This is a genomic window from Antribacter sp. NEAU-D49, assembly GCF_057158775.1.
In genome coordinates this window covers 41,469-63,218 of sequence record NZ_JBXTSN010000011.1, presented here as the reverse complement: position 1 = coordinate 63,218, position 21,750 = coordinate 41,469, and the positions used below count along the sequence as shown (strand labels likewise).

Genomic DNA, 21,750 nt, shown 5'->3' with positions numbered 1-21,750 from the left:
GCGTGATGACGTGAACCCATGGCAACCACCCGGCTCACCGCAGAGTCCAGGGCCCTGGCCCTGGCGGCGCTCGAGGCGAGCGTCAGCCCGTCGGCAGAGCTCGACGTGCTGGTGGTCGGCGGCGGTGCCACGGGGGCGGGCATCGCGCTCGACGCCGTGACCCGCGGGCTCTCCACGGCGATCGTCGAGGCCCAGGACTGGTCGCAGGGCACGTCGAGCCGCAGCAGCAAGCTGGTCCACGGCGGGCTCCGCTACCTCCAGATGCTCGACTTCAACCTCGTCCACGAGGCGCTCACGGAGCGCGACCTGCTCCTGCGCGACCTCGCGCCGCACCTGGTGAAGCCGGTGCCCTTCCTCTACCCGCTGGAGCACCGCGTCTGGGAGCGGGCGTACGTGGGCGCGGGCATCGCGATGTACGACGTGCTCGCCACCCTCACCCCGGGCCGCCGGCCCATGCCGTTCCACCGCCACCTGAGCAAGCGTCAGATGGAGGTCAAGTTTCCCGACCTGGCGCACGACGCCGCGGTGGGCGCCGTCCAGTACTGGGACGCCTCCGTGGACGACTCACGCCTCGTCACCACCCTGGTCCGCACCGCGGCGAGCTACGGCGCGCACGCGGCGAGCCGCACGCAGGTGGTGTCGCTGACGCAGGGGCCCACCGGTGCCGTGAACGGCGCCGTCCTCGTCGACCTCGAGACGGGCCGCGAGCTCACCGTGCGCGCACGCGCCGTCCTCAACGCCACCGGCGTGTGGACCGAGGAGACCGAGGCCCTCGCCGGGAGCGAGGGCGGCCTCCACGTCCTCGCCAGCAAGGGCGTGCACCTCGTGGTGCCGCGTGAGCGCATCCGCGGCCACGTAGGACTGATCCTGCAGACCGAGAAGAGCGTGCTCTTCGTGATCCCGTGGAGCCGGTACTGGATCATCGGCACCACCGACACCCCGTGGGACCTCGACCCCACGCACCCGGTGGCCACGGCGGCCGACATCGACTACGTCCTCGACCACGCCAACGCCGTGCTCGCGCACCCGCTCACCCGCGACGACGTGCTCGGCACGTACGCGGGCCTGCGCCCGCTGCTCCAGCCGGGCACCAAGGCCGGGACCAGCAGCGCCAAGGTGTCGCGCGAGCACACCGTCGCGAGCCCCACCCCGGGCCTCACCGTGATCGCGGGCGGCAAGCTCACCACCTACCGGATCATGGCCAAGGACGCGGTGGACTTCGCGATCGGCCAGCGGTCCGCCGCGCTGCCCAGCATCACGCACCAGATCCCCCTCACCGGCGCCGTCGGCCTGCGCGCTGTGCAGCGGCAGGCGCGCACCTGGGCCAAGCGGTACGGCTGGGCGCCGCCCATGGTGGACCACCTGCTGCACCGGTACGGCGCCAACCTGACCGAGATCGTCGAGCTCTGCGAGGCGGACCCCACGTTGGCTCGCCCCCTCCGGAACGCCCCCGCGTACCTGCGCGCCGAGGTGCACTACGGCGTGACGCACGAGGGCGCCCTGCACCTGGAGGACCTGCTCGCCCACCGGACGCGCCTCGTATACGAGGTGCGCGACCGCGGCGTGGCCGCCGCGGACGAGGTGGCCGAGGTGGTCGCGCCGCTCCTCGGCTGGGACGCCGAGACGGTCCGGCGGGAGACGGACGCGTGGCGGTCCCGCATCGAGGCGGAGCTTGCCGCGGAGCAGGCGCCCGACGACGGCGCCGCCGAGAAGCTGCGCCTGCGCGCACAGGACGTGGCGGCCATGCTGCCGCTGCGGGCGTGACCTCCGGGGCTCGCCGCATCACGCACGACACAACAGAACACCTCGCGCACTCTCACGGGCCTGGACCAGGACCGGGGGTGTGGCACGGACGCCGACAAGGTCGTCGGCAGAGAGCGAGACCGAGATGAACGTGTTGACCGACATCATGGTGCCGGAGTTTCTCGGCACCATGATCCTGCTCCTGGGCGGTGCCGGTGTGGTGGCGAACGTCATCCTGCCGGGCACCAAGGGCTACGGGGGCGGCTGGCTCCTGATCAACTTCGGGTGGGGCCTGGCGGTGTTCGCCGGCGTCTTCGTGGCGTTCGCCTCCGGGGCGCACATCAACCCGGCGGTGACGCTGGGCATCGTGGCGTCGGGCGCCGAGGAGCTCGGTCCGGACATCCCCGTGAGCTTCGTGAACGTGCTCGCCTACATGGTGGCGCAGCTCGTCGGCGCGTTCGCCGGCGCGGTCCTGGCCTACCTGGCCTACAAGCAGCACTTCGACCAGGAGGCACCGGCCGACATCAAGCTGGGCGTGTTCTCGACCGGCCCGGCGCTGCGGTCGTACACGTGGAACTTCGTCACCGAGGTGATCGGTACCTTCATGCTCGTGTTCGTCATCCTGGCGTTCGCGAACTGGCCCGGTGACATGGGACCGCTCGCGGCGGCCCTCCTGGTGGTCGGGATCGGCGCGAGCCTGGGCGGGCCCACGGGGTACGCCATCAACCCGGCCCGCGACCTCGGCCCGCGCATCGCCCACCTCGTCCTGCCGATCCGCGGCAAGGGCAGCAGCGACTGGGGCTACTCGTGGGTGCCCGTGGTGGGCCCCCTGGTAGGCGGCCTGCTGGGCGGGCTCCTCGCGGGTGCCACGTTCTAGCCGTGCACGACCGGACCGAGCCGTACGACGGCCGCACGGACAACGACGTCTTGATCAAGGAGAGAAGCGATGCCTGACTACGTACTCGCGATCGACCAGGGCACCACGAGCTCGCGAGCGATCGTGTTCGACCACGGCGGGACGATCGTCTCGACCGGCCAGCTGGAGCACGCCCAGATCTTCCCCAAGGCCGGCTGGGTGGAGCACGACCCGGTGGAGATCTGGGACAACGTGCGGCAGGCTGTCGGCCTCGCGCTGACGCGGGCCAACCTCAACCACACGGACATCGCCGCCGTGGGCATCACGAACCAGCGCGAGACGGCGGTGGTGTGGGACCGCACCACCGGCCAGCCGGTGTACAACGCGATCGTCTGGCAGGACACCCGGACGCAGGCCATCGTCGACGAGCTCGGCGGGTCGGACGGCGCCGACAAGTACAAGGCCGTCGTCGGCCTCCCGCTGGCGACCTACTTCTCCGGGCCCAAGGTGAAGTGGATCCTCGACAACGTCGAGGGCGCCCGCGAGAAGGCGGAGCGGGGCGACCTCCTGTTCGGCAACACCGACGCGTGGGTGCTGTGGAACATGACCGGCGGGGTCGACGGCGGCGTGCACGTCACCGACGTGACCAACGCGTCCCGGACCATGCTCATGGACCTCGACACCCTGTCATGGCGGGAGGACATCGCTGCCGACATGGGCATCCCGATGTCGATGCTGCCGCGCATCGCGTCGTCGTCGGAGGTGTACGGCAAGGGGCGGGAGCGCGGCATGGTGCCGGGCGTGCCGATCGCGGGCATCCTCGGCGACCAGCAGGCGGCCACGTTCGGGCAGGCCTGCTTCGAGGTGGGCACGGCGAAGAACACGTACGGCACCGGCAACTTCATGCTGCTCAACACGGGCACGGAGAAGGTGCCGTCGGAGAACGGGCTCCTCACGACGGTCTGCTACAAGATCGGCGACGCCCCCGCGATCTACGCCCTCGAGGGCTCCATCGCGGTGACCGGGTCGCTGGTCCAGTGGCTCCGGGACAACCTGGGGATGTTCACCGACTCGCAGGACGTCGAGTACCTCGCGCGCAAGGTCGACGACAACGGCGGGGCGTACTTCGTGCCCGCCTTCTCCGGCCTGTTCGCGCCGTACTGGCGGCCGGACGCCCGGGGTGCGCTGGTGGGTCTCACCCGGTTCGTGGACCGCAACCACATCGCGCGCGCCGCGCTGGAGGCGGTCGCCTACCAGACCCGCGAGGTCGTGGAGGCGATGTCGCTCGACTCGGGCGTCACGCTCACCGAGCTCAAGGTCGACGGCGGCATGGTCGCGAACGAGCTCCTCATGCAGTTCCAGGCCGACCAGCTCGGCGTGGACGTGGTGCGGCCCAAGGTCGCGGAGACCACGGCGCTGGGGGCGGCCTACGCCGCCGGCATCGCCGTGGGCTTCTGGCAGGGCGAGGAGGACGTCACCGCGAACTGGGCCGAGGACAAGCGGTGGTCGCCGTCGATGGACGCCGGCGAGCGGGACCGCCTCTACCGCAACTGGAAGAAGGCCGTGACCAAGACCTTCGACTGGGTGGACGAGGACGTGCAGTAGCCATCCCGGCCCCGAGAGGGGGGTCCGTCACCGCGCGGGGGGCGCGCCCCCCGCGGGGGGGCCACCCCCGATGGCGTTCTCGAACCGGACTTCCCCGCGGGCCCCCGCTACCGTTGAGCCGTGCCCCTGAGCTACACCCTCCCCGGCGTCCATGTCACCGACCACCACCTCGAGGTACCCCTCGACTGGTGGGACGACGCCGACCCCCGTCACCTCACCCTCTTCGTCCGCGAGGTCGTCGACCCGGCCCGCCGCCACGACGACCTGCCGCTCCTCGTCTTCCTCCAGGGCGGCCCGGGCGGCAAGGGCCCGCGGCCCACGGGCCCGGACGGCTGGCTCGGCACGGCGCTGCGCCGCTTCCGGGTGATCCTCCTCGACCAGCGGGGCACCGGCCGGTCGACGGCGGTGCGCGGCCGCTCCCTGGCCGCCCTCGGCACCCCGCGCGAGCAGGCGGAGTACCTCACGCACTTCCGCGCCGACTCGATCGTGGCCGACGCCGAGCACGTGCGCCGCACCCTGTTCGACGGCCGCCGCTGGACCTCGCTCGGCCAGTCGTACGGCGGGTTCATCACGATGGCGTACCTGTCGCGCGCGCCCGAGGCCCTCGACGCGTGCCTCGTCACCGGTGGCCTTCCCGGCCTGACCGCGAGCGCCCGCGACGTCTACGAGCGCACGCAGCCGCGGGTCGTCACGAAGAACGCGCGGCTGCGGGCCCGCTACCCGCACCTTGCCGGGCGGCTCGAACGGGTCGCGGACCGGCTCGCCACGGGCGACGTCCGGCTTCCCGACGGGGATGCCCTCAGCGTGCGCCGGTTCCAGACGCTGGGCATGGACCTGGGCATGAAGCCGGGCCCGGAGCGGATCCACTGGATCGTGGACGAGGCGTTCGACGGCCTGCCCGACGACGGCCCGGCCGGCTCGGGCGACCACCTCACCGACACCTTCCTCGCCGCCGTCGCCGCCGAGACGTCGTTCGCCGCGAACCCCCTGTACGCGGTGCTGCACGAGAGCATCTACGCCCAGTCGCACACGGGTCCGACGGCGTGGTCCGCCCAGGCGGTGCGCGACGCCGACCCCGCGTTCGCGGAGGGCGCCCGGCCCCTGCTGCTCACGGGCGAGATGATCTACCCGTGGATGTTCCGCGAGACCGCGGCGCTGCGGCCGTTCGCGGCTGCGGCCGAGGAGCTCGCGGCGTGGGACCGCTGGGGCGACCTGTACGACCTGGATTTGCTGGCGTCGAACGAGGTGCCGGTGGAGGCGGCGGTCTACTTCGACGACATGTTCGTGGACGCGACGCTGTCCCTGGAGACGGCGGAGCGGGTGGGCAACGCGGAGGCCTGGGTGACCAACGAGTTCGAGCACGACGGCCTGCGGCTCGGTGACGTGCTGGACCGGCTCCTGGCCCGCCTGGACGCGCGGGGCGGCCCCCGCCGTTAGGGCCGCGGCGGCGAGCCGCTAGAGCAGGCCCGCCGCCGCGAAGGCCCGGCCGTAGATCTCACGGATCACCTGCTCCTTGCGCGCGTTGTACTGCATCACGTGCTCGCCGGCCGCGTTCGACGCGGAGGCCGCGGCCAGCTTGGCGTCGCGGTACAGGTCCCGGTCCTGCGGGTCGGCACGGAGCCAGTCCCGGAAGATCCGGTGGCGCACGGGCTCCGCGGCGTCCGGCCCGAACACGTGGAGGTTGGACCGCGGGGCGGTGAACCGGAGGCAGCGGTGCTCGTACCACCAGGGCTCGCGCACGGTGAGCACGAAGCCGGCTGCCTCCAGCGCGGGCAGCCACGCCGGCTCGTCGGCCGGGTCGGCGACGATCAGGTCGACGTCGATCACCGGCTTGGCGGGCAGGCCCGGGACGGACGTGGACCCGACGTGGTCGAGATCGAGGACGGCGTCGCCCAGGGCGGTCCGGATCGTCACGGCGAGGCTCTCGTACAGGGCGGGCCAGGCCGGGTCCGGGTCGACGACGGCGATGGTCTCGCCCCGCGGCGGGCCGGCCACCCAGGGCACCGCCCCCTCAGGGGGCTCGAAGGTGTCGAACGTCGTGATCTCGGCGGGAGTCGGCATCCGCCCAGGCTAGCGCCAGGATCCGGGGCGCTCAGCGGCGAGGCACGAGGTGCGGCACGGACGCCACGAGGTACACGCTCGACGCCACGATGTCGCCGGGCCGCATCGGCACGTCGAGCGCGGGCACGCAGAGGTTCACCTCGAAGCCGCCGGTCCGGACGCGTGCCGTGTCGAAGGACTGGCCGGTCCTCGACACCGTGCGTCGCGACACCTCGAGCACCGTCCCGTTGAGCCGGCCCACGGCGTCGACCTGAGCGGTGAACGCCCCGTCCGGGCTGAACGACTCGGGCTCGAACCGCAGCGGCTCCATGCCGTCGTCGTCCGGCTGGTCGGCAAACGTCATGAGGGAGGCGTCGGAGGCGTAGAACGCGTCCTCGTCGGGGAACACGTCGAGCGTGCGCCCGAGGCCCACGATGCAGGCAGGGCCCAGGACGGGCTGCGCCGCGGCGCCGAGGAGGGCGATCTCCTCCAGCTCGCAGGCGAACGCGGCCACGACCTCCTCCGTCTCGTCGAGCACCTCGGCGATGACGAGGCCGCCGTCGGCCGCCTGGACGTCGGCCATCCGGGCGCCCAGCGGACCGGCGAACGAGATGGTCACGGCCCGGACCAGGTCGCCCTCGGTGGTGATCACGAGGCGGGCGCCGGACGGGTCGGTCCACACCTGGAGCGTCACGTCGCGCTCCCGGGCGATGACGACGCTCTCGCCGAGCGCGGCGTGCACCAGGTCGCGGAACCCGCTGCGGTTCCGCACGTCCAGTCCTACGCAAGCAAGATTGGTGGCCATGGGGTCACACGTTAACGCCCGTTTGTTGTGGGTATGGCTGTGGCGCCAATTCTGACCGGAATTCCCGCCACAGCCATACCCACAGCGGAACGGGGTCAGTCGGGGGCATGCTTCTCCAGGAACGCGTAGACCTCGGTGTCGTCCACGCCGGGGAACGCGCCGCGCGGCAGGGCGGCGAGCACCTGCTGGTGCATGCGTGCGGACGGCCAGGCGGCGTCGGCCCACCGCGCGGCCACGTCGGGCGCGGGGCGCTGGCAGCAGGACGGGTCGGGGCAGGTGGAGACCCGCCGGACGGTGGTGTCCCGCCCTCGGAACCACTTGGCGTGCGCGTACGGCACGCCCACGGTGATCGAGAACGCCCCCGCTCCGGAGGGACCGAGCGAGCCGGTCTGCGTCGAGCACCAGAAGGTCCCCGCCGGTGTGTCCGTGTACTGGTAGAACTCCGTGGCCCGGTCGCGGCGCGTGAACGACTCCCGCGCCGCCCAGCGGCGGCAGATCAGCTGGCCCTCGATGGCCCCGGTGACGTCCTGGGGGAACGGCAGGCCGTCGTTCGCGTACCCGCGGAAGAGGGCGCCGTCGTCGCCCACGCGCAGGAAGTGCAGCGGGACGCCGAGGTGCACCGTCGCCAGGTTGGTGAGCCGCATGGCCGCGGCCTCGTGCGTCACGCCGAACGCGTCGCGGAAGTCCTCGACCGCCAGGTCCTTCTCCCGCTTGCGCGCCTCGAGGAACGACACCGCGAACGACTGGGGCACCAGGCACGCCGCCGCGAAGTAGGTGATCTCCACGCGCTGGCGCAGGAACTCGGCGTACGACCGGGGCCGCGCGTGGTCGAGCACCCGGTGCGCGATGGCCTGCAGCGCCAGTGACCGCAGCCCGTGCCCGCCCGGCGTCGAGGCGGGCGGCAGGTAGATGCGGCCGTTGCGCAGGTCGGTGACGGTCCGGGCGGAACGCGGCAGGTCGTCCACGTGCAGCAGGGTGAACCCGAGGTCCTCGGCCAGCCGCGCCACCGTGCGGTGCGTCAGCGCGCCCCCGGTGTAGCCCGCCCGGCGGACGAGGTCCTCGGCGATCGCCTCGAACTGCGGGTAGTGGTTGTCGCGTGCCTGACGCTCCAGGCGCAGCTCCGTGTTGGCGCGACGCGCCTCCTCGGGGGTGGCGATCGCCTCCTCCTCGCGCCGCGACAGCTCCTCGTGGAGGCCCACGAGCTGCTCCAGCACCGGGGTGGGCAGCTTCTGGCTCGGCTTGACCGCAGGCAGGCCCAGGCCCGCGAACAGCGGGCCTCGCTGCGCGCGGTCGAGCGCGATCTCCAGGGCCGCCCGGCGCGACGGCGGCTCGCCCGACAGCAGGTCGTTGAGCGGCACGCCCACCGCCTCCGCGATGCCGCGCAGCAGGGACAGCCTCGGCTCCCGCCGTCCGTTCTCCACCAGCGACAGCAGGCTCGGCGCGGCGTTCACCAGCTCGCCGAGCGCGTCGAGGGTGAGCCCGCGCGCGGTGCGGGCATGCCGCACGCGCCGTCCGAGGGTGATCAGGTCGGTGTCGGTGGCGCCGCCCGTGCCCGTGCCCGACGTCGCCCCGGCCTCCCGCGCCTGCACCATGTCGCCTCTCCCGTCCGCCGGACTGCCCGGGACCGGGCAGCAGGACCTCACTCCTTCACCGTACGTGAAGATCGGCGAATCTTGACAGCAGATTCGCTAGAAATCCAGTCCCGATAGCGGACATCGTGGAAACCCGGACCGCATCAGCAGATCGGAGCACACCATGTCCATGCTCGCCAACCCCCGCCGCACCCGACTCGTCGCCGAGCTCGTCGAGTCCCCCGAAGCCACCACCTACGAGGCCGGCGCCGCCCCGCACGCGGCGACCCGCTCCGCCGTCGGGCAGAAGGATGTGCGCGCCTGGGTGGAGAGCGTGGCAGCTCTGACCCGGCCGAGCGAGATCGTGTGGTGTGACGGCTCCGCCGGCGAGAAGCAGCGCCTGATCGACCAGATGATCGAGGCCGGGACGCTGGTGCCCCTGAACCCCGAGCTCCGCCCCGGCTCGTACCTGGCCCGGTCAAACCCGAGCGACGTGGCGCGCGTGGAGTCGCGCACGTTCATCTGCTCCGAGCGCGAGGACGACGCCGGCCCCACGAACAACTGGCGCGAGCCGGCCGCCATGCGGGCCGAGCTGCAGGGCGTCTTCGAGGGCTCCATGGAGGGCCGCACCATGTACGTGGTGCCGTTCTCGATGGGTCCCGTCGGCGGCCCGATCTCGCAGGTCGGCGTCGAGATCACCGACTCCCCGTACGTGGTGGTCTCCATGCACGTGATGACGCGGGTGTCGGCCCGCGTGCTCGACCTGATCGACGGCGGGCAGCAGTGGGTCCCGGCCGTGCACAGCGTCGGCGCTCCTCTGGCGGAGGGCGAGGCCGACGTGCCGTGGCCCTGCAGCGACACCAAGTACATCGTCCAGTTCCCGGAGAGCCGCGAGATCTGGTCGTACGGCTCGGGCTACGGCGGCAACGCGCTGCTCGGCAAGAAGTGCTTCGCGCTGCGGATCGCGTCCGCGATGGCGCGCGACGAGGGCTGGCTCGCCGAGCACATGCTCCTCATCCGGGCCACCTCCCCCGTGGGCCGCCAGTACCACCTGGCCGCGGCGTTCCCCAGCGCGTGCGGCAAGACGAACCTCGCCATGCTGCAGCCCACCATCCCGGGCTGGAAGGTCGAGACCCTCGGCGACGACATCGTGTGGATGCGCCCCGGCCCCGACGGGTCGCTGCGGGCCATCAACCCGGAGGCCGGGTTCTTCGGCGTCGCGCCCGGCACGGGCGTGGACACCAACCCCACGGCCGTGGCGACCTTCTCGCACGACACGATCTTCACGAACGTCGCCCTGACGGACGACGGCGACGTCTGGTGGGAGGGCCTCACGCCCGAGCCGCCGGCCCACCTCATGGACTGGCAGGGCAACGACTGGACGCCGGCCGACGGCGCCGCCGGCCGCCCGGCCGCCCACCCGAACTCGCGGTTCACGGTGTCCGCGGCACAGTGCCCCACCATCGCGGACACCTGGGAGGCGCCGGAGGGCGTGCCGGTCGACGCGATCATCTTCGGCGGGCGCCGCGCCACGAACGTGCCGCTCGTCGCGCAGTCGTACGACTGGGAGCACGGCGTGTTCATGGGCGCCACGATCTCGTCGGAGCGCACCGCCGCTGCCGAGGGCGCGCTCGGCGAGCTGCGCCGCGACCCCTTCGCGATGCTGCCCTTCTGCGGCTACAACATGGCCGACCACTGGGCCCACTGGCTGCACATGGGCGAGGTGCTGCGCGACGGCCGACGTCCGTTCATCTTCCAGGTCAACTGGTTCCGCCGCGGCGAGGACGGCTCGTTCCTCTGGCCCGGGTTCGGCGAGAACTCGCGCGTGGTCGAGTGGATCGTCGGCCAGGTGGAGGCGGAGCGCGGCCTGCGTCCCGACGCCTCGTACGGGTCGCCGGTGGGCCGGCTGCCCCGGCCGGGCGCGCTCAACCTGGACGGCCTGGACCTGACGGAACGCGACCTCGAGGCGCTCTTCGACGTGCCGACCGAGCCGTGGTTCGCCGAGGCCGACCTGACGCGCGACTTCTTCGACCAGTTCGGGGACCGGGTGCCCGAGCAGCTGTGGGTCCAGCTCGCGCGCCTGCGGGACCGTCTGGCGCGCTGACCGAGCTCCCCCGGCGAGGAAGAGGCACCTGGCCGGGGGCCGACGGAGTGACGACCTCGCCGGTGTGGAACCGCCGAGGGAGTCAGGCTGTCCGACGAGCTGACTACCTCGCCGGTGTGGGATCGCCGGGGTAGTCAGCTCGTCCGCCGTTGCGGCGACCGTAGGGGGTGGGGCGGCGACCGTAGGGTAGGGCTGTGCTCCGCCAGACCCTTCGCCGGCAGCTCGACCTCACCTGGTCGCTCGCCGACCAGTACCACCTGCCGGCCGTCACCGAGGAGAACGCCTTCTGGCACCCCTCGCCGAACGTCTGCACCGTGCTGCCGGACGGGACCGTCCAGCTGCCGGACGAGACCTCCTCGCCGGTTCCGACGCCCACCGTCGCCTGGCTCCTGTGGCACGTCACCTGGTGGTGGACCAACGCCCACCGCTGGGCTGACGGCGGGACGCCCGTGCCCTGGGACGAGCACCCGTGGCCCGGGTCGGCCGGGGCTGCGGTCGCGCAGGTCCGCTCGCTGCACGCCGCCTGGGTCCCGAGGGTCGAGGAGGCCGACCTGGACGCCGCGGTCTCCGGCCCCTGGGCCGACGACGCCACGTTCGCCCGCCTCGCCGGCTGGGTCAACCTGGAGCTCATGAAGAACGTCGCGGAGATCGGGCAGCTCGTCGGCCTGCACCTGAACCGCTGACGCCCGCCCGCGGCCCCAGGGGCGCCGTCGGCTGGGAGAATGGGCCCGTGCTTCCCGACCACGCCGCCGCCGAGCCCGCCGTCCCGCTGGTCCACGTCGTCTACTTCGAGCCGCGCATCCCCGGGAACACCGGCTCCGCGATCCGGCTCGCGGCGGTCACCGGCGCTCGGCTGCACCTGGTCGAGCCGCTCGGCTTCGACCTGTCGGAGGCCAAGCTGAAGCGCGCCGGCCTCGACTACCACGACCTCGCGGTGATGGACGTGCACCCGTCGCTCGACGCCGCCCTCGACGTGCTCCCCGGCTCCCGGGTCTTCGCCTTCACGACCCGCGCGACCACGGGCTACACGGACGTGAAGTACCGGCCGGACGACGTGCTGCTGTTCGGCCCGGAGCCCACCGGCCTGCCGGACGAGGTGCTGGCGCACCCGCGCATCACCGACCAGGTGAAGATCCCGATGTTGCCGGGCCGCCGGTCGCTCAACCTGACGAACGCGGCCTCGATCGCGGTCTATGAGGTCTGGCGCCAGGCCGGCTTCCCGGGCGCCTGAGCTTCGCGGCCCCGGCCGGCCCGCCAGCCCGCCCACCCCGCCCGAGAACAACACTGTGCAGGCAACCGGCGTCGGTTGCCTGCACAGTGTTGTTCTCGACGCGGACGCTCAGCCCCGCCGCCACCCGTGCAGCCTCAGAAAGTGCACCAGCTCTCCCGTGACCGCCCCGGGTGGCCAGAGCTGGTCCGCGTAGTACCTCAGCAGGACGACGCCACCGTCGCCGACCAGCCCGTTCTGCCGCCCGGTGTCGTGCCGGAGCGCGGCGTCGCCGGTGTGGAACTCCACGCTGTCCATCTCGACCACGAGCCATCGTCCGTCACGCAGCCACCAGAGCAGGTCACCCCTGCCGAGGAAGCGGCCGCCGGCGTCGCGGAGGTCGCGCTGGAGATCGTCCGGCGGTATCCCCGCGTCCGTGGCCTGGAGCCGGAGATACGTCTCCGGGGGCGACTCGGCCCGCCCGTCTGCCTCGTCCACCCGGGCCGCACAGGCTGCGGCGGCCCGACGGCCACGGAGCGACTCCCGCACCCTCGTCAGCCCCGCCGGCTCGATCAGCCTCCGGTTGAGGGCCGAGTCCAGCGCGGCGACGGCGGCGAACCGAGGCAGTGCCGGGAGCGCCTGCACCAGTGCGCTCTCGACCGATGCGACCGTCACACCGCCCACCTGGGCGGTCTCGAAGGACCGGTACTGCCGCACCGTCACGGTCGAACCCTCCCGGCCGAACCGCCCGCCGGGGAGAACGACCTCGGGCACGATCCTCCTCGGAAGACCCCTGACGCCGTGCAGGACCAGTGCGGCGGCCCCGACCACGACGGCCTCGGGGTGCGACAACCGACCGAGCCAGGCGGAACGTCGTCGGGCCACGTCATACGGATGCAGACGGTTGTCCACCTCGCCGGTGTCGAGGACGCCGCGTGCGGCACGCCTCCACAGGCCGCATCCGACGAGCCTCTCCCGATGGCTCCGGGTCACGCCGTGGGCGTCGCACTGCTCGACACTGAGGAGCCCCGCCTGCCGACGCGCAAGGATCACGAGAGCCTGCGGTACGGCTCGGGTTCGGGGCATGCGTCGATGCCACCAGATTTCACCGCACGGCGCCGATGGTCATCCACAGGCGCGCCGCCTCTGCCCGCCCGAGAACAACACTGTGCAGGCAACCGGCGTCGGTTGCCTGCACAGTGTTGTTCTCGGCGCAGGGCCTTAGCCCAGCAGCCAGGCGGCCGCCCGGCGCAGCAGCTCCTGGTGGGTGGGCGACGCGTACGACCGCAGGTCGTGGCCCAGCGCGCTGTAGACAGTGCGCCCGCCGTGCGCCTCCTGGACCCACAGCACGGGGTGCGACGTGGTGCCGGACCCGGCCGAGCCGTCGTCGGCCACCGCGTCGCCGGGCCCGCCGCCACCCGCAGCCGGGCCCTCCACCGAGCCCAGGACCTGCGCGCCGGGGCCGACCCGGAGGAAGCAGTACCGCTCGTCGAAGGCCTCGACCGCCGGGAGCCCGTCGGTGATGGCGTGGCCCGGCTCCAGGCGGAACGTCGCCTCGCTGATCGGCGGGTGCATCGAGGTGCCGGCGATCCATCGTCCGCCCAGGACCTCCTCCCAGCCGGGCGCGTCGGAGAAGGTGTTGGCCGCCTGGTGGACCGCCAGGATCGCGCCGCCGGCTCGTGCCCACTCCTCGATACGGGCGTGGAACGCGCGCCAGTCGTCGTCGGCGCCGTCGAACTCCGGGTCGGGGCGGCCGTGGCCGCTGTTCACGGCCAGGAGGTCGACGGTGTCCAGGTCCTCCAGAACGTCGCGGAACGCGGAGCGGACCTCGACGTGCGGCTCGCCCCCGGCCGTCACCTGGCCCAGGATCGTGGCGAGGGCGTGGGACGTGGCGGCGTGGTCGTGCCAGGGGTCCTCGTACCGCCCGCGCCCGGCGAGGACGACGATGTGCCGCTCCGCCGTCACAGCGCCCGGGCCAGCGGCTCGATGGCCTCGATCTCGTCGGCGCTCAGCGGCGCCGCGTCGAGCGCGGCGACGTTGTCCTCGAGCTGCTTCACGGACGACGCGCCGATGAGCGCCGACGTGACGCGCGCGTCACGGAGCACCCACGTCAGGGCGAGCTGGGCGAGCGTCTGGCCGCGGCCGGAGGCGATCTCGTTCAGCGTGCGGGCCCGCGACAGGTAGTCCTCGGTGAGGTTGCCCGACGACAGGAACGGCGAGTCCGGGCGCGCCGCCCGCGACCCGGTGGGGGCGTCGCCGGAGAGGTACCGGTCGGTCAGAAGCCCTTGCTGGAGGGGCGAGAACACGATGGTGCCGACGCCGAGGTCGCCGACGACGTCGAGCAGCGACTCGGTCTGCGCGCCGTCGTAACCGTCCACGTGCCCGGCGTCCTCGATGTGCCGGTTGAACATCGAGTACGACGGCTGGTGGATCAGCAGCGGCACGCCGAGGTCGCCGAGGATCCGGGCGGCGTCGCGCGTGCGCGCGGGCGAGTAGTTGGAGACGCCGACGTACAGGGCCTTGCCCTGCTGCACCGCGCTCGCGAGCGCGCCCATGGTCTCCTCGAGCGGCGTCGAGGGGTCGGGACGGTGGTGGTAGAAGATGTCGACGTAGTCGAGCCCCATGCGGGTGAGCGACTGGTCGAGGCTGGACAGCAGGTACTTGCGCGACCCGTGGTCCCCGTACGGGCCCGGCCACATGTCGTAGCCGGCCTTCGTGGAGACGACCAGCTCGTCGCGGTAAGGCGCGAGGTCGGCGGTCAGGTGACGGCCGAAGTTCGCCTCCGCCGCGCCGTACGACGGCCCGTAGTTGTTCGCCAGGTCGAAGTGCGTCACGCCCAGGTCGAACGCCCGGCGCAGGATCGCGCGCTGCGTCTCGAACGGGTTGGTGTCGCCGAAGTTGTGCCACAGGCCGAGCGAGAGCGCGGGCAGGTCGAGGCCGCTGCGGCCGCAGCGGCGGTAGGTCATGGCGTCGTACCGGGCGTCGTCGGCCAGGTAGCGGGGTGCGAGAGGCATGCCCCCATCTTGCCCCGGCGTCGGGCGCGGCGGGGTCAGTGACCGCCCGAGACGAGGAAGGCGAGACCCGCCAGGACGGCCCCCACACACACCGCGAGGCAGAGGTAGCCGCCGGCGCGGCGGACAGCGCCGGGCTTCGCCAGCAGGCGCAGACCCAGCGCGAACAGCGCGGGCACCCCGCCACCGACGAGCAGCCCCACCGCCACGACGAGGCCGAGGGCCTCCCACTCGATGATGCCGCTCATGCGCCCGTCCCCTTCGTGCCTCCGCCGACGACCTCGACGGCGTCGATCGCCTGGGCGACCGGCGAGGCCGCCCCCGTCTCCACCGGCGCCACGTGCATGGGCCCGGCCTCGCCCGTGGTCGCGGCGACGGGCTGCAGAGCGGAGCCCTTCTCCTCGTCCCAGGCCTCGTTCACGTTGGTGTGGTCCACCGGCTTGCGTCGCGACGCCAGCCAGATGGCCAGCGACGAGCCCAGGAGGATCGCGAGCACCAGGACGCTGCCCAGCGCCCCGCCCACCCCGTGCTGCACGCCGTAGCACGCGGCGCCCACCAGGCCCGCTGCGGGCAGGGTGAGCATCCAGGCGGCGAGCATGCGACCGGCGACGCGCCAGCGGACGGTGGCGCCCGGCATGCCGACGCCGGAGCCCAGGATGGAACCGGTCGCGACGTGGGTGGTCGACAGGGAGAACCCGAAGTAGCTGGACAGCATGATGACCGACGCCGACGACGTCTCGGCCGCCATGCCCTGGCGGGTGTCGATCTCGACGAGCCCCTTGCCGAGCGTGCGGATGATGCGCCAGCCGCCCAGGTACGTGCCCACGGCCATGGCCGCCGCGCAGGAGACGATCACCCAGAACGGGACGCTCGCGTCAGCCGGGACGGCGCCCGCCGTGATGAGGGCCAGCAGGATGATGCCCATGGACTTCTGGGCGTCGTTGGTGCCGTGCGCCAGCGAGACCAGGGAGGCCGAGCCCACCTGTCCCCAGCGGAAGCCGCGCGACGTGGCGTCCTGCGGCAGCCCCCGGGTCAGGCGCGCCACGAGCCAGGTACCCGTCGCGGCGACGCCGACAGCGACCACGGGGGCGACCAGGGCCGGGACCAGCACCTTGGCCAGCACCCCGGTCCAGAGCACGCCGGAGGAGCCGACCGCCGCGAGGACCGAGCCCACCACGCCGCCGACCAGGGCGTGCGACGAGCTCGACGGCAGGCCGAGCAACCAGGTCAGCAGGTTCCAGACGATGCCGCCCACGAGACCGGCAAAGACGATCTCGAGCGTGAGGATCTCGGCGTCGACCAGCCCCTTCGCGATGGTGGCCGCGACGGACAGGGAGAGGAACGCGCCGACGAGGTTGAGGACCGCCGACAGCAGCACTGCTGTACGCGGCTTGAGGGCCCGCGTGGCGATCGAGGTCGCCATGGCGTTGCCCGTGTCGTGAAAGCCGTTCGTGAAGTCGAAGGCCAGCGCCGTCAGCACCACGACGGCGAGGAGGAGCGTCTCAGTCACTGCTCCATGGTGCGGTGTGCATGGATCACAGTTGACCAGGAAGTGTCTGATAGGTGAACAGTTCGGGAAGTGTTCACCTGATGTTCATGTTGCGTCAGGGTCAGCCCGAGTCACGGACCACGAGCGTGGGCTCGAAGATCACCGAGCGCACGGCGGGCTCTCCGGCGTCGACCTGCTCCAGGAGCATCCGCGCCATCTCGGCGGCCATCTCCTCGACGGGCTGGCGCACGGTCGTGAGCTTCGGGCGCGACTGGGCGGCCACGGGGCTGTCGTCGAAGCCGACCACGGCGACGTCGTCGGGAACCCGCCGGCCCGCCGCCTCCAGGGCGTGGACCGCACCGCGCGCCATCAGGTCGTTCGACACGAAGACGCCGTCGAGGCCGGGCGCCGCCGCAAGGAGCTCTGCCATGGCGGACTCCCCGCTCTCGAACGTGAAGTTGCCCTCCGCGCTCGGTACGAACGCGTGCCCGCGGCGGGCCGCGGCGTCACGGAAGCCCTCGAGGCGGTCACGCGCGGCGGGCACGCCGACCGGGCCGGAGACCACGCCGAGCGACCGGCAGCCCCGGTCGAGCAGGTGGTTCGCGGCCAGGCGCGCGCCGTCGGCGTTGGCCACGTCCACGTAGCTGACCGGGACCGCCCGGCCGGGCCGGGCGAACAGCACGGTGGGCCGGCCGGTGGCCAGCAGCCGCCCGGGGAGCGGGTCGTCCGCGTGGGTGGAGACGAGGAGGGCGCCGTCGGCGTTGCCGAACCGGACGTAGGAGACCACCTGGTCCCGGGTCTCGTCGTTGTCGGCGAACATCAGGACGGGGTGCACGTCGTGCGGCCGGAGCGCCCGCACGAACGAGCCCACCACCCGGCCGAAGAACGGGTCGGCGAAGACGCGGGACAGGTCGAGCTCCTCGCCGGGGTCGGGGTCCGCCCCCGACACGACGACGGCCACCGTGCCCGTGCGGCGTGTGACCAGCGAGCGCGCGGCACGGTTGGGCACGTAGCCCGTTGCGGCGACCGCCTCGAGGACGACCTCCTGGACCGCCGGCGCGACCTTCCGCTTGCCGTTGACCACGCGGGAGACGGTGGCGCGCGAGACGCCGGCGACCTTCGCCACGTCTTCCAGAGTCGGCGCCGTCCGCCGCGGATCCTCGCTCACAGGGCGACGATAGCAGGGTAAGAGCGCTTTCCCTCTGGTGGCCGGCAAGGCGTCGTCGGTGCAGCGGCAGGGCCGAGGCGGACCGGCCTTTCCCTGCTGCTGTCGCGGCAAGACCTACTAAACCGCTAGTTCTTGCCCAAAAAGAGGTCGCAGCACCCGTGAGAGCGCTCTTGACGCCCCGCCAAGCTCGGGTAAAGACTGACCCCGGTAAGAGCGCTCTCCCACCTCTGCCCGCGGCGCACCGGAGCGGCGCGGGACCCGGCTCGACGACGAACCACGCCCACCGGCCGCCTCGGCGGACCGCGGGCCACGGAGAGGAAGTACCCATGATCACCAGTCCGTCCGGCGCGCCCACGCGCCGGTCCCGGCGCGGGCTCCGCGCCGGCGCTGCCGCCCTGGCGACCGGCCTCCTGGCCGCCACGGCGCTGCTCGTGCCCGCCACCACGGCCCAGGCCAAGCCCGTCCTGCTCTCGCAGGGCAAGCCGGCCACTGCGTCCTCGGTGGAGAACCCCGACTACACGCCCGCGAGCGCCGCCGTGGACGGCAACCTCGGGACGCGCTGGTCCAGCGCGTTCAGCGACCCGCAGTGGATCCGCGTCGACCTCGGGGCGAGGGCCGACCTCGACCGGGTCGAGCTGGTCTGGGAGGCGGCGTACTCCACGGCGTACCAGGTCCAGGTGTCCGACGACGGCACCACCTGGTCCACCGTCTACTCGACGAGCTCGGGCGACGGCGGCACGGATGTGCTCGCCGTGGACGGCACGGGCCGCTACGTCCGGCTGCTGTCCACCGCGCGCTCCGGCGGCTATGGCAACTCCCTGTGGGAGCTGCGCGTGTTCGGCGAGCCGGGCGGCGGCCCGACGCCCACTCCCACCCCCACGAACCCGACCGACCCCTCCTACGTGAACCCCGGCCACCCGGCCGTGCCGGTGCGGGACTCCGGCCCCAGCGTGGTGAAGGTGGTGGGCGGTAACGGCGCCTGGGACCTCCAGGTGGACGGGCGCCCGTACACGGTCCGCGGCTTCACGTGGGGGCCGTCGTTCAGCGCGGCGAACCACTACCTGCCGCCGCTCACCCGGATGGGCGCCAACACGATCCGGACCTGGGGCACCGGGGCAGACACGGTCCAGCTCCTCGATGCCGCGGCCGCGCACGACGTCCGCGTGATCATGGGCTTCTGGCTCCTGCCGGGCGGCGGCCCGGGCTCGGGGGGCTGCATCGACTACCGCACCGACACCGCCTACAAGAGCAGCACCAAGGCCGACATCCTGAACTGGGTCCAGACGTACAAGAACCACCCCGGCGTCCTCATGTGGAACATCGGCAACGAGGCGATCCTGGGCCTGCAGAACTGCTACTCGGGCACCGACCTGGAGCAGATCCGGCACGCGTACGCCGCCTTCGTGAACGAGGTGAGCGTCGCGATCCACCAGGTGGACCCCAACCACCCCACCACCAACACGGACGCCTGGGCGGGTGCCTGGCCGTACCTCGAGGCGAGCGCCCCCGACCTGGACCTGCTGTCGATCAACGCGTACGGCGACGTCTGCAACCTCGAGGAGGCCTGGACGGCGGGCGGCTACGACCGGCCCTACGTCCTGACCGAGGGCGGCGCGGCCGGCGAGTGGGAGGTGTCGGACGACGTCAACGGCGTCCCCGACGAGCCCTCCGACCTGGAGAAGGGCGCCGCGTACGTGGACTCGTGGCGCTGCCTGCGGGAGCACGAGGGTGTGGCCCTCGGCGCGACGTTCTTCCACTACGGCACCGAGGGCGACTTCGGCGGCGTGTGGTTCAACGTGATCCCGGGTGACAACAAGCGGCTGGGCTACTACTCGATCGCGCGGACCTGGGGCGTGGACACGTCCACGATGAACACCCCGCCCCGCATCACGTCGATGGCGGTTGCCGACGCCACGGCCGTCGAGGCGGGCGAGCAGTTCACGGTCACGGTGGACGTCAGCGACCCGGACGGCGACCCGATCCGGCCGAACGTGATGCTCAACAGCAAGTACATCAACGGTGCGGGCGGCATCGCGCAGGCCACGTTCACGCAGACCGCGCCCGGCACGTTCCGCGTGACGGCGCCGCAGCTGCTCGGCGTGTGGAAGGTCTACGTGTTCGCCGAGGACGGCCAGGGCAACGTCGGCGTCGAGACGAGGTCCTTCCGGGTGGTCGCCCCGCAGGTGGACGGCACCAACATCGCCCAGGGCCGGCCTGCGACGGCGTCGTCCTTCGACCCGTGGAACGGCGACTGGACGCCCGGCCGCGCGGTCGACGGCGACCCGGCGACGCGGTGGGCGAGCCAGTGGGGGCCCACCGCCTGGTACCAGGTGGACCTCGGCTCGGTGAAGACGTTCCACCACGTCCAGCTCGTGTGGGAGACGGCGTTCGGTCGCTCCTACCAGGTTCAGACGTCGAACGACGGCACCACCTGGACCACTGTCCGGACCGTCACGGGCGGCGACGGCGGCGTCGACAGCCTCGACGTCTCCGGCACCGGCCGCTACGTGCGGCTCAACCTGACCGAGCGCGGTACCGAGTGGGGCTACTCCCTGTACGAGCTCGGCGTCTACCAGTGAGACCACCAGTGAATGGAGGAGGAACCATGCGCACTCCCCGCATCCTGGCGAGCATGCTCGCCACGACCCTGCTCGCTTCGTCCCTGACGGCTGCGGCCGGCGGCGGCGCGGCGGCCGCGCCGAACACCCTGCTCTCGCAGGGCCGGCTCACGGCGGCCTCGAGCTCGGAGTCCGCCGGGCTCGGACCGCGCTTCGCGGTCGACGGCGACCGCACCACCCGCTGGGCCAGCGCCGCGACCGACGCGGAGTGGATCCGCGTCGACCTCGGCGCGGTCCACGACCTCGACCGCATCGTCCTGGAGTGGGAGGCCGCGTACGGGTCGGCCTTCACGCTCCAGGTCTCGTCCGACGGCGCGGCGTGGAGCACCGTGCGGTCCGTGACCGGCGGCACCGGCGGAGTCCAGTCGTTCGCCGTGGACGCGTCGGGCCGCTACGTGCAGCTCGTCGGCTCCCAGCGGGGAACCGGCTACGGCTACTCCCTCTGGGAGTTCCAGGTCTTCGGCGAGGGCACCGCGGTGGACCCGGACGAGCCGCCGCAGTGGCCCGGGGACGAGGTGACCCACCACGAGTTCCAGGCCAACTGCACGTTCTCCCACTTCCGGCCCGACGACCCGATCGTCTTCCCGGGGCAGCCGGGCGCGTCGCACCTGCACACCTTCGTCGGCAACCGGGTGACGAACGCGTTCACCACGGCCAACGACCTGTACGCGAGCCCATCGTCGACGTGCACCGTGCCCCAGGACCACTCGTCCTACTGGTTCCCCGCGCTCGAGAAGGGCGGCGTGCCGGTCCAGCCGAACATCCCGATGACCATCTACTACAAGTCCGGGATCGACGACTACCGGGACGTGGTCCCGTTCCCCGCCGGCCTGCAGTTCGTCGCCGGCAACATGATGGCCACGGTGGACGAGTTCCGCACCGCCCCCGGAGCGGTCGAGGGCTGGGAGTGCGGCGACATCTCGCGCAGCTGGGAGATCCCCGCGTACTGCGCGCCGGGCACGCAGCTCAACATCCGGTACCAGGCGCCGAGCTGCTGGGACGGCGTGCACCTCACGCCCGAGGCGGCGTCGCACATGGGCCACGGCACCCACATGGCGTACCCGGTGGCGGGCCAGTGCCCGCTCACCCACCCAGTCGCGGTCCCGATGCTCGAGTTCAAGATCGCGTGGCCGGTCAGCGGCGACATGTCGGACGTCCGCCTCGTCAGCGGGTCCGACCAGTCCTGGCACTACGACTTCATCAACGCCTGGGAGCCCGTGGTGCTCGAGCGGCTCGTCGAGCACTGCATCAACGGTGGCCTCCAGTGCAACCCGCGGGGCTACGACCTGTACAAGCCGCACCGCGGCACGGTCCTCGACGAGAACTACCAGCTGGTGGGGTAGGTCGTCGCTGCCCGACGGCGGCCGTGGGCGCCTTCCGTACGGAGGGCGCCCAGGGCCGTCGTCGGGCTGCCGCGAAGACAACCTCAGTTGGCATCCGCTCCGCCAAAGACAACCAAACGCGGGTGCGAGTTGCTATCTTCGGATCAAGAGCAACTTGCGCGGCTGCTCGGAAGGCAGCGTTTCACCTAGT

Annotated in this window: 18 protein-coding genes; 9 read left to right on the top strand and 9 right to left on the bottom strand. The window is 72.4% G+C overall.

The window, feature by feature from the left end; all coding sequences use genetic code 11:
* Window positions 1-18 precede the first annotated feature (18 nt).
* From AC060K_RS10555 to AC060K_RS10540, 4 genes are all read left to right on the top strand, one after another.
* On the top strand, window positions 19-1,764 hold the full coding sequence (locus AC060K_RS10555) for a glycerol-3-phosphate dehydrogenase/oxidase (RefSeq protein ID WP_483765385.1): 1,746 nt from the start codon (window positions 19-21) through the stop codon (window positions 1,762-1,764).
* A 124-nt stretch (window positions 1,765-1,888) separates the two neighbouring features.
* Window positions 1,889-2,620, top strand: a complete 732-nt coding sequence (locus AC060K_RS10550) for an MIP/aquaporin family protein (protein ID WP_483765384.1) — start codon at window positions 1,889-1,891, stop codon at window positions 2,618-2,620.
* A 69-nt stretch (window positions 2,621-2,689) separates the two neighbouring features.
* Entirely contained in the window at window positions 2,690-4,204 is a 1,515-nt protein-coding gene (gene glpK, locus AC060K_RS10545; RefSeq protein ID WP_483765383.1) for a glycerol kinase GlpK, read from the top strand.
* 120 nt (window positions 4,205-4,324) lie between these two features.
* Window positions 4,325-5,641: an alpha/beta fold hydrolase gene (locus tag AC060K_RS10540; RefSeq protein WP_483765382.1), complete on the top strand. Its 1,317-nt coding sequence runs from the start codon at window positions 4,325-4,327 to the stop codon at window positions 5,639-5,641.
* An 18-nt stretch (window positions 5,642-5,659) separates the two neighbouring features.
* Here AC060K_RS10540 and AC060K_RS10535 read toward each other — a convergent pair whose 3' ends face one another.
* The 3 genes from AC060K_RS10535 to AC060K_RS10525 form a co-directional block, all read right to left on the bottom strand.
* The gene (locus AC060K_RS10535; protein WP_483765381.1) at window positions 5,660-6,265 is read right to left on the bottom strand and encodes a GrpB family protein; all 606 of its coding nucleotides are present in this window, start codon (window positions 6,263-6,265) and stop codon (window positions 5,660-5,662) included.
* Window positions 6,266-6,296: 31 nt separating this feature from the next.
* On the bottom strand, window positions 6,297-7,016 hold the full coding sequence (locus AC060K_RS10530) for a hypothetical protein (RefSeq protein ID WP_483765380.1): 720 nt from the start codon (window positions 7,014-7,016) through the stop codon (window positions 6,297-6,299).
* Window positions 7,017-7,144: 128 nt separating this feature from the next.
* Window positions 7,145-8,641, bottom strand: a complete 1,497-nt coding sequence (locus AC060K_RS10525; protein WP_483765379.1) for a helix-turn-helix domain-containing protein — start codon at window positions 8,639-8,641, stop codon at window positions 7,145-7,147.
* 163 nt (window positions 8,642-8,804) lie between these two features.
* Between AC060K_RS10525 and AC060K_RS10520 the strand changes: the two genes are divergently transcribed.
* The 3 genes from AC060K_RS10520 (at window position 8,805) to AC060K_RS10510 (ending at window position 11,955) form a co-directional block, all read left to right on the top strand.
* The gene (locus tag AC060K_RS10520; protein WP_483765378.1) at window positions 8,805-10,724 is read left to right on the top strand and encodes a phosphoenolpyruvate carboxykinase (GTP); all 1,920 of its coding nucleotides are present in this window, start codon (window positions 8,805-8,807) and stop codon (window positions 10,722-10,724) included.
* Window positions 10,725-10,918: 194 nt separating this feature from the next.
* Window positions 10,919-11,407 (top strand): DinB family protein, encoded by a 489-nt coding sequence (locus AC060K_RS10515; protein WP_483765377.1) that lies wholly within the window; start codon window positions 10,919-10,921, stop codon window positions 11,405-11,407.
* An 86-nt stretch (window positions 11,408-11,493) separates the two neighbouring features.
* Window positions 11,494-11,955 carry a tRNA (cytidine(34)-2'-O)-methyltransferase gene (locus tag AC060K_RS10510; RefSeq protein WP_483765444.1) on the top strand — a complete coding sequence of 154 codons (462 nt, stop codon included), beginning with the start codon at window positions 11,494-11,496 and terminating at the stop codon, window positions 11,953-11,955.
* 108 nt (window positions 11,956-12,063) lie between these two features.
* On the opposite strand, the gene AC060K_RS10505 is transcribed toward AC060K_RS10510, so the two are convergent.
* The 6 genes from AC060K_RS10505 to AC060K_RS10480 form a co-directional block, all read right to left on the bottom strand.
* The gene (locus AC060K_RS10505; RefSeq protein WP_483765376.1) at window positions 12,064-12,705 is read right to left on the bottom strand and encodes a hypothetical protein; all 642 of its coding nucleotides are present in this window, start codon (window positions 12,703-12,705) and stop codon (window positions 12,064-12,066) included.
* A 447-nt stretch (window positions 12,706-13,152) separates the two neighbouring features.
* The gene (locus AC060K_RS10500; protein ID WP_483765375.1) at window positions 13,153-13,896 is read right to left on the bottom strand and encodes a ThuA domain-containing protein; all 744 of its coding nucleotides are present in this window, start codon (window positions 13,894-13,896) and stop codon (window positions 13,153-13,155) included.
* Window positions 13,893-14,945, bottom strand: a complete 1,053-nt coding sequence (locus tag AC060K_RS10495) for an aldo/keto reductase (RefSeq protein WP_483765374.1) — start codon at window positions 14,943-14,945, stop codon at window positions 13,893-13,895. Before AC060K_RS10495 ends, AC060K_RS10500 begins: the two co-directional genes overlap by 4 nt.
* Window positions 14,946-14,980: 35 nt before the next feature.
* A complete protein-coding gene (locus tag AC060K_RS10490) occupies window positions 14,981-15,190 on the bottom strand; it encodes a hypothetical protein (protein WP_483765373.1) in 210 nt (69 codons plus the stop codon).
* A complete protein-coding gene (locus AC060K_RS10485; protein WP_483765372.1) occupies window positions 15,187-16,452 on the bottom strand; it encodes an anion permease in 1,266 nt (421 codons plus the stop codon). Before AC060K_RS10485 ends, AC060K_RS10490 begins: the two co-directional genes overlap by 4 nt.
* Window positions 16,453-16,552: 100 nt before the next feature.
* Window positions 16,553-17,599, bottom strand: a complete 1,047-nt coding sequence (locus tag AC060K_RS10480) for a LacI family DNA-binding transcriptional regulator (RefSeq protein WP_483765371.1) — start codon at window positions 17,597-17,599, stop codon at window positions 16,553-16,555.
* Between the two features lie 326 nt (window positions 17,600-17,925).
* Between AC060K_RS10480 and AC060K_RS10475 the strand changes: the two genes are divergently transcribed.
* Both AC060K_RS10475 and AC060K_RS10470 read left to right on the top strand, forming a co-directional pair.
* Window positions 17,926-20,178 (top strand): discoidin domain-containing protein, encoded by a 2,253-nt coding sequence (locus tag AC060K_RS10475; protein WP_483765370.1) that lies wholly within the window; start codon window positions 17,926-17,928, stop codon window positions 20,176-20,178.
* Between the two features lie 26 nt (window positions 20,179-20,204).
* Window positions 20,205-21,560, top strand: a complete 1,356-nt coding sequence (locus tag AC060K_RS10470; protein WP_483765369.1) for a DUF1996 domain-containing protein — start codon at window positions 20,205-20,207, stop codon at window positions 21,558-21,560.
* Window positions 21,561-21,750: the final 190 nt, after the last annotated feature.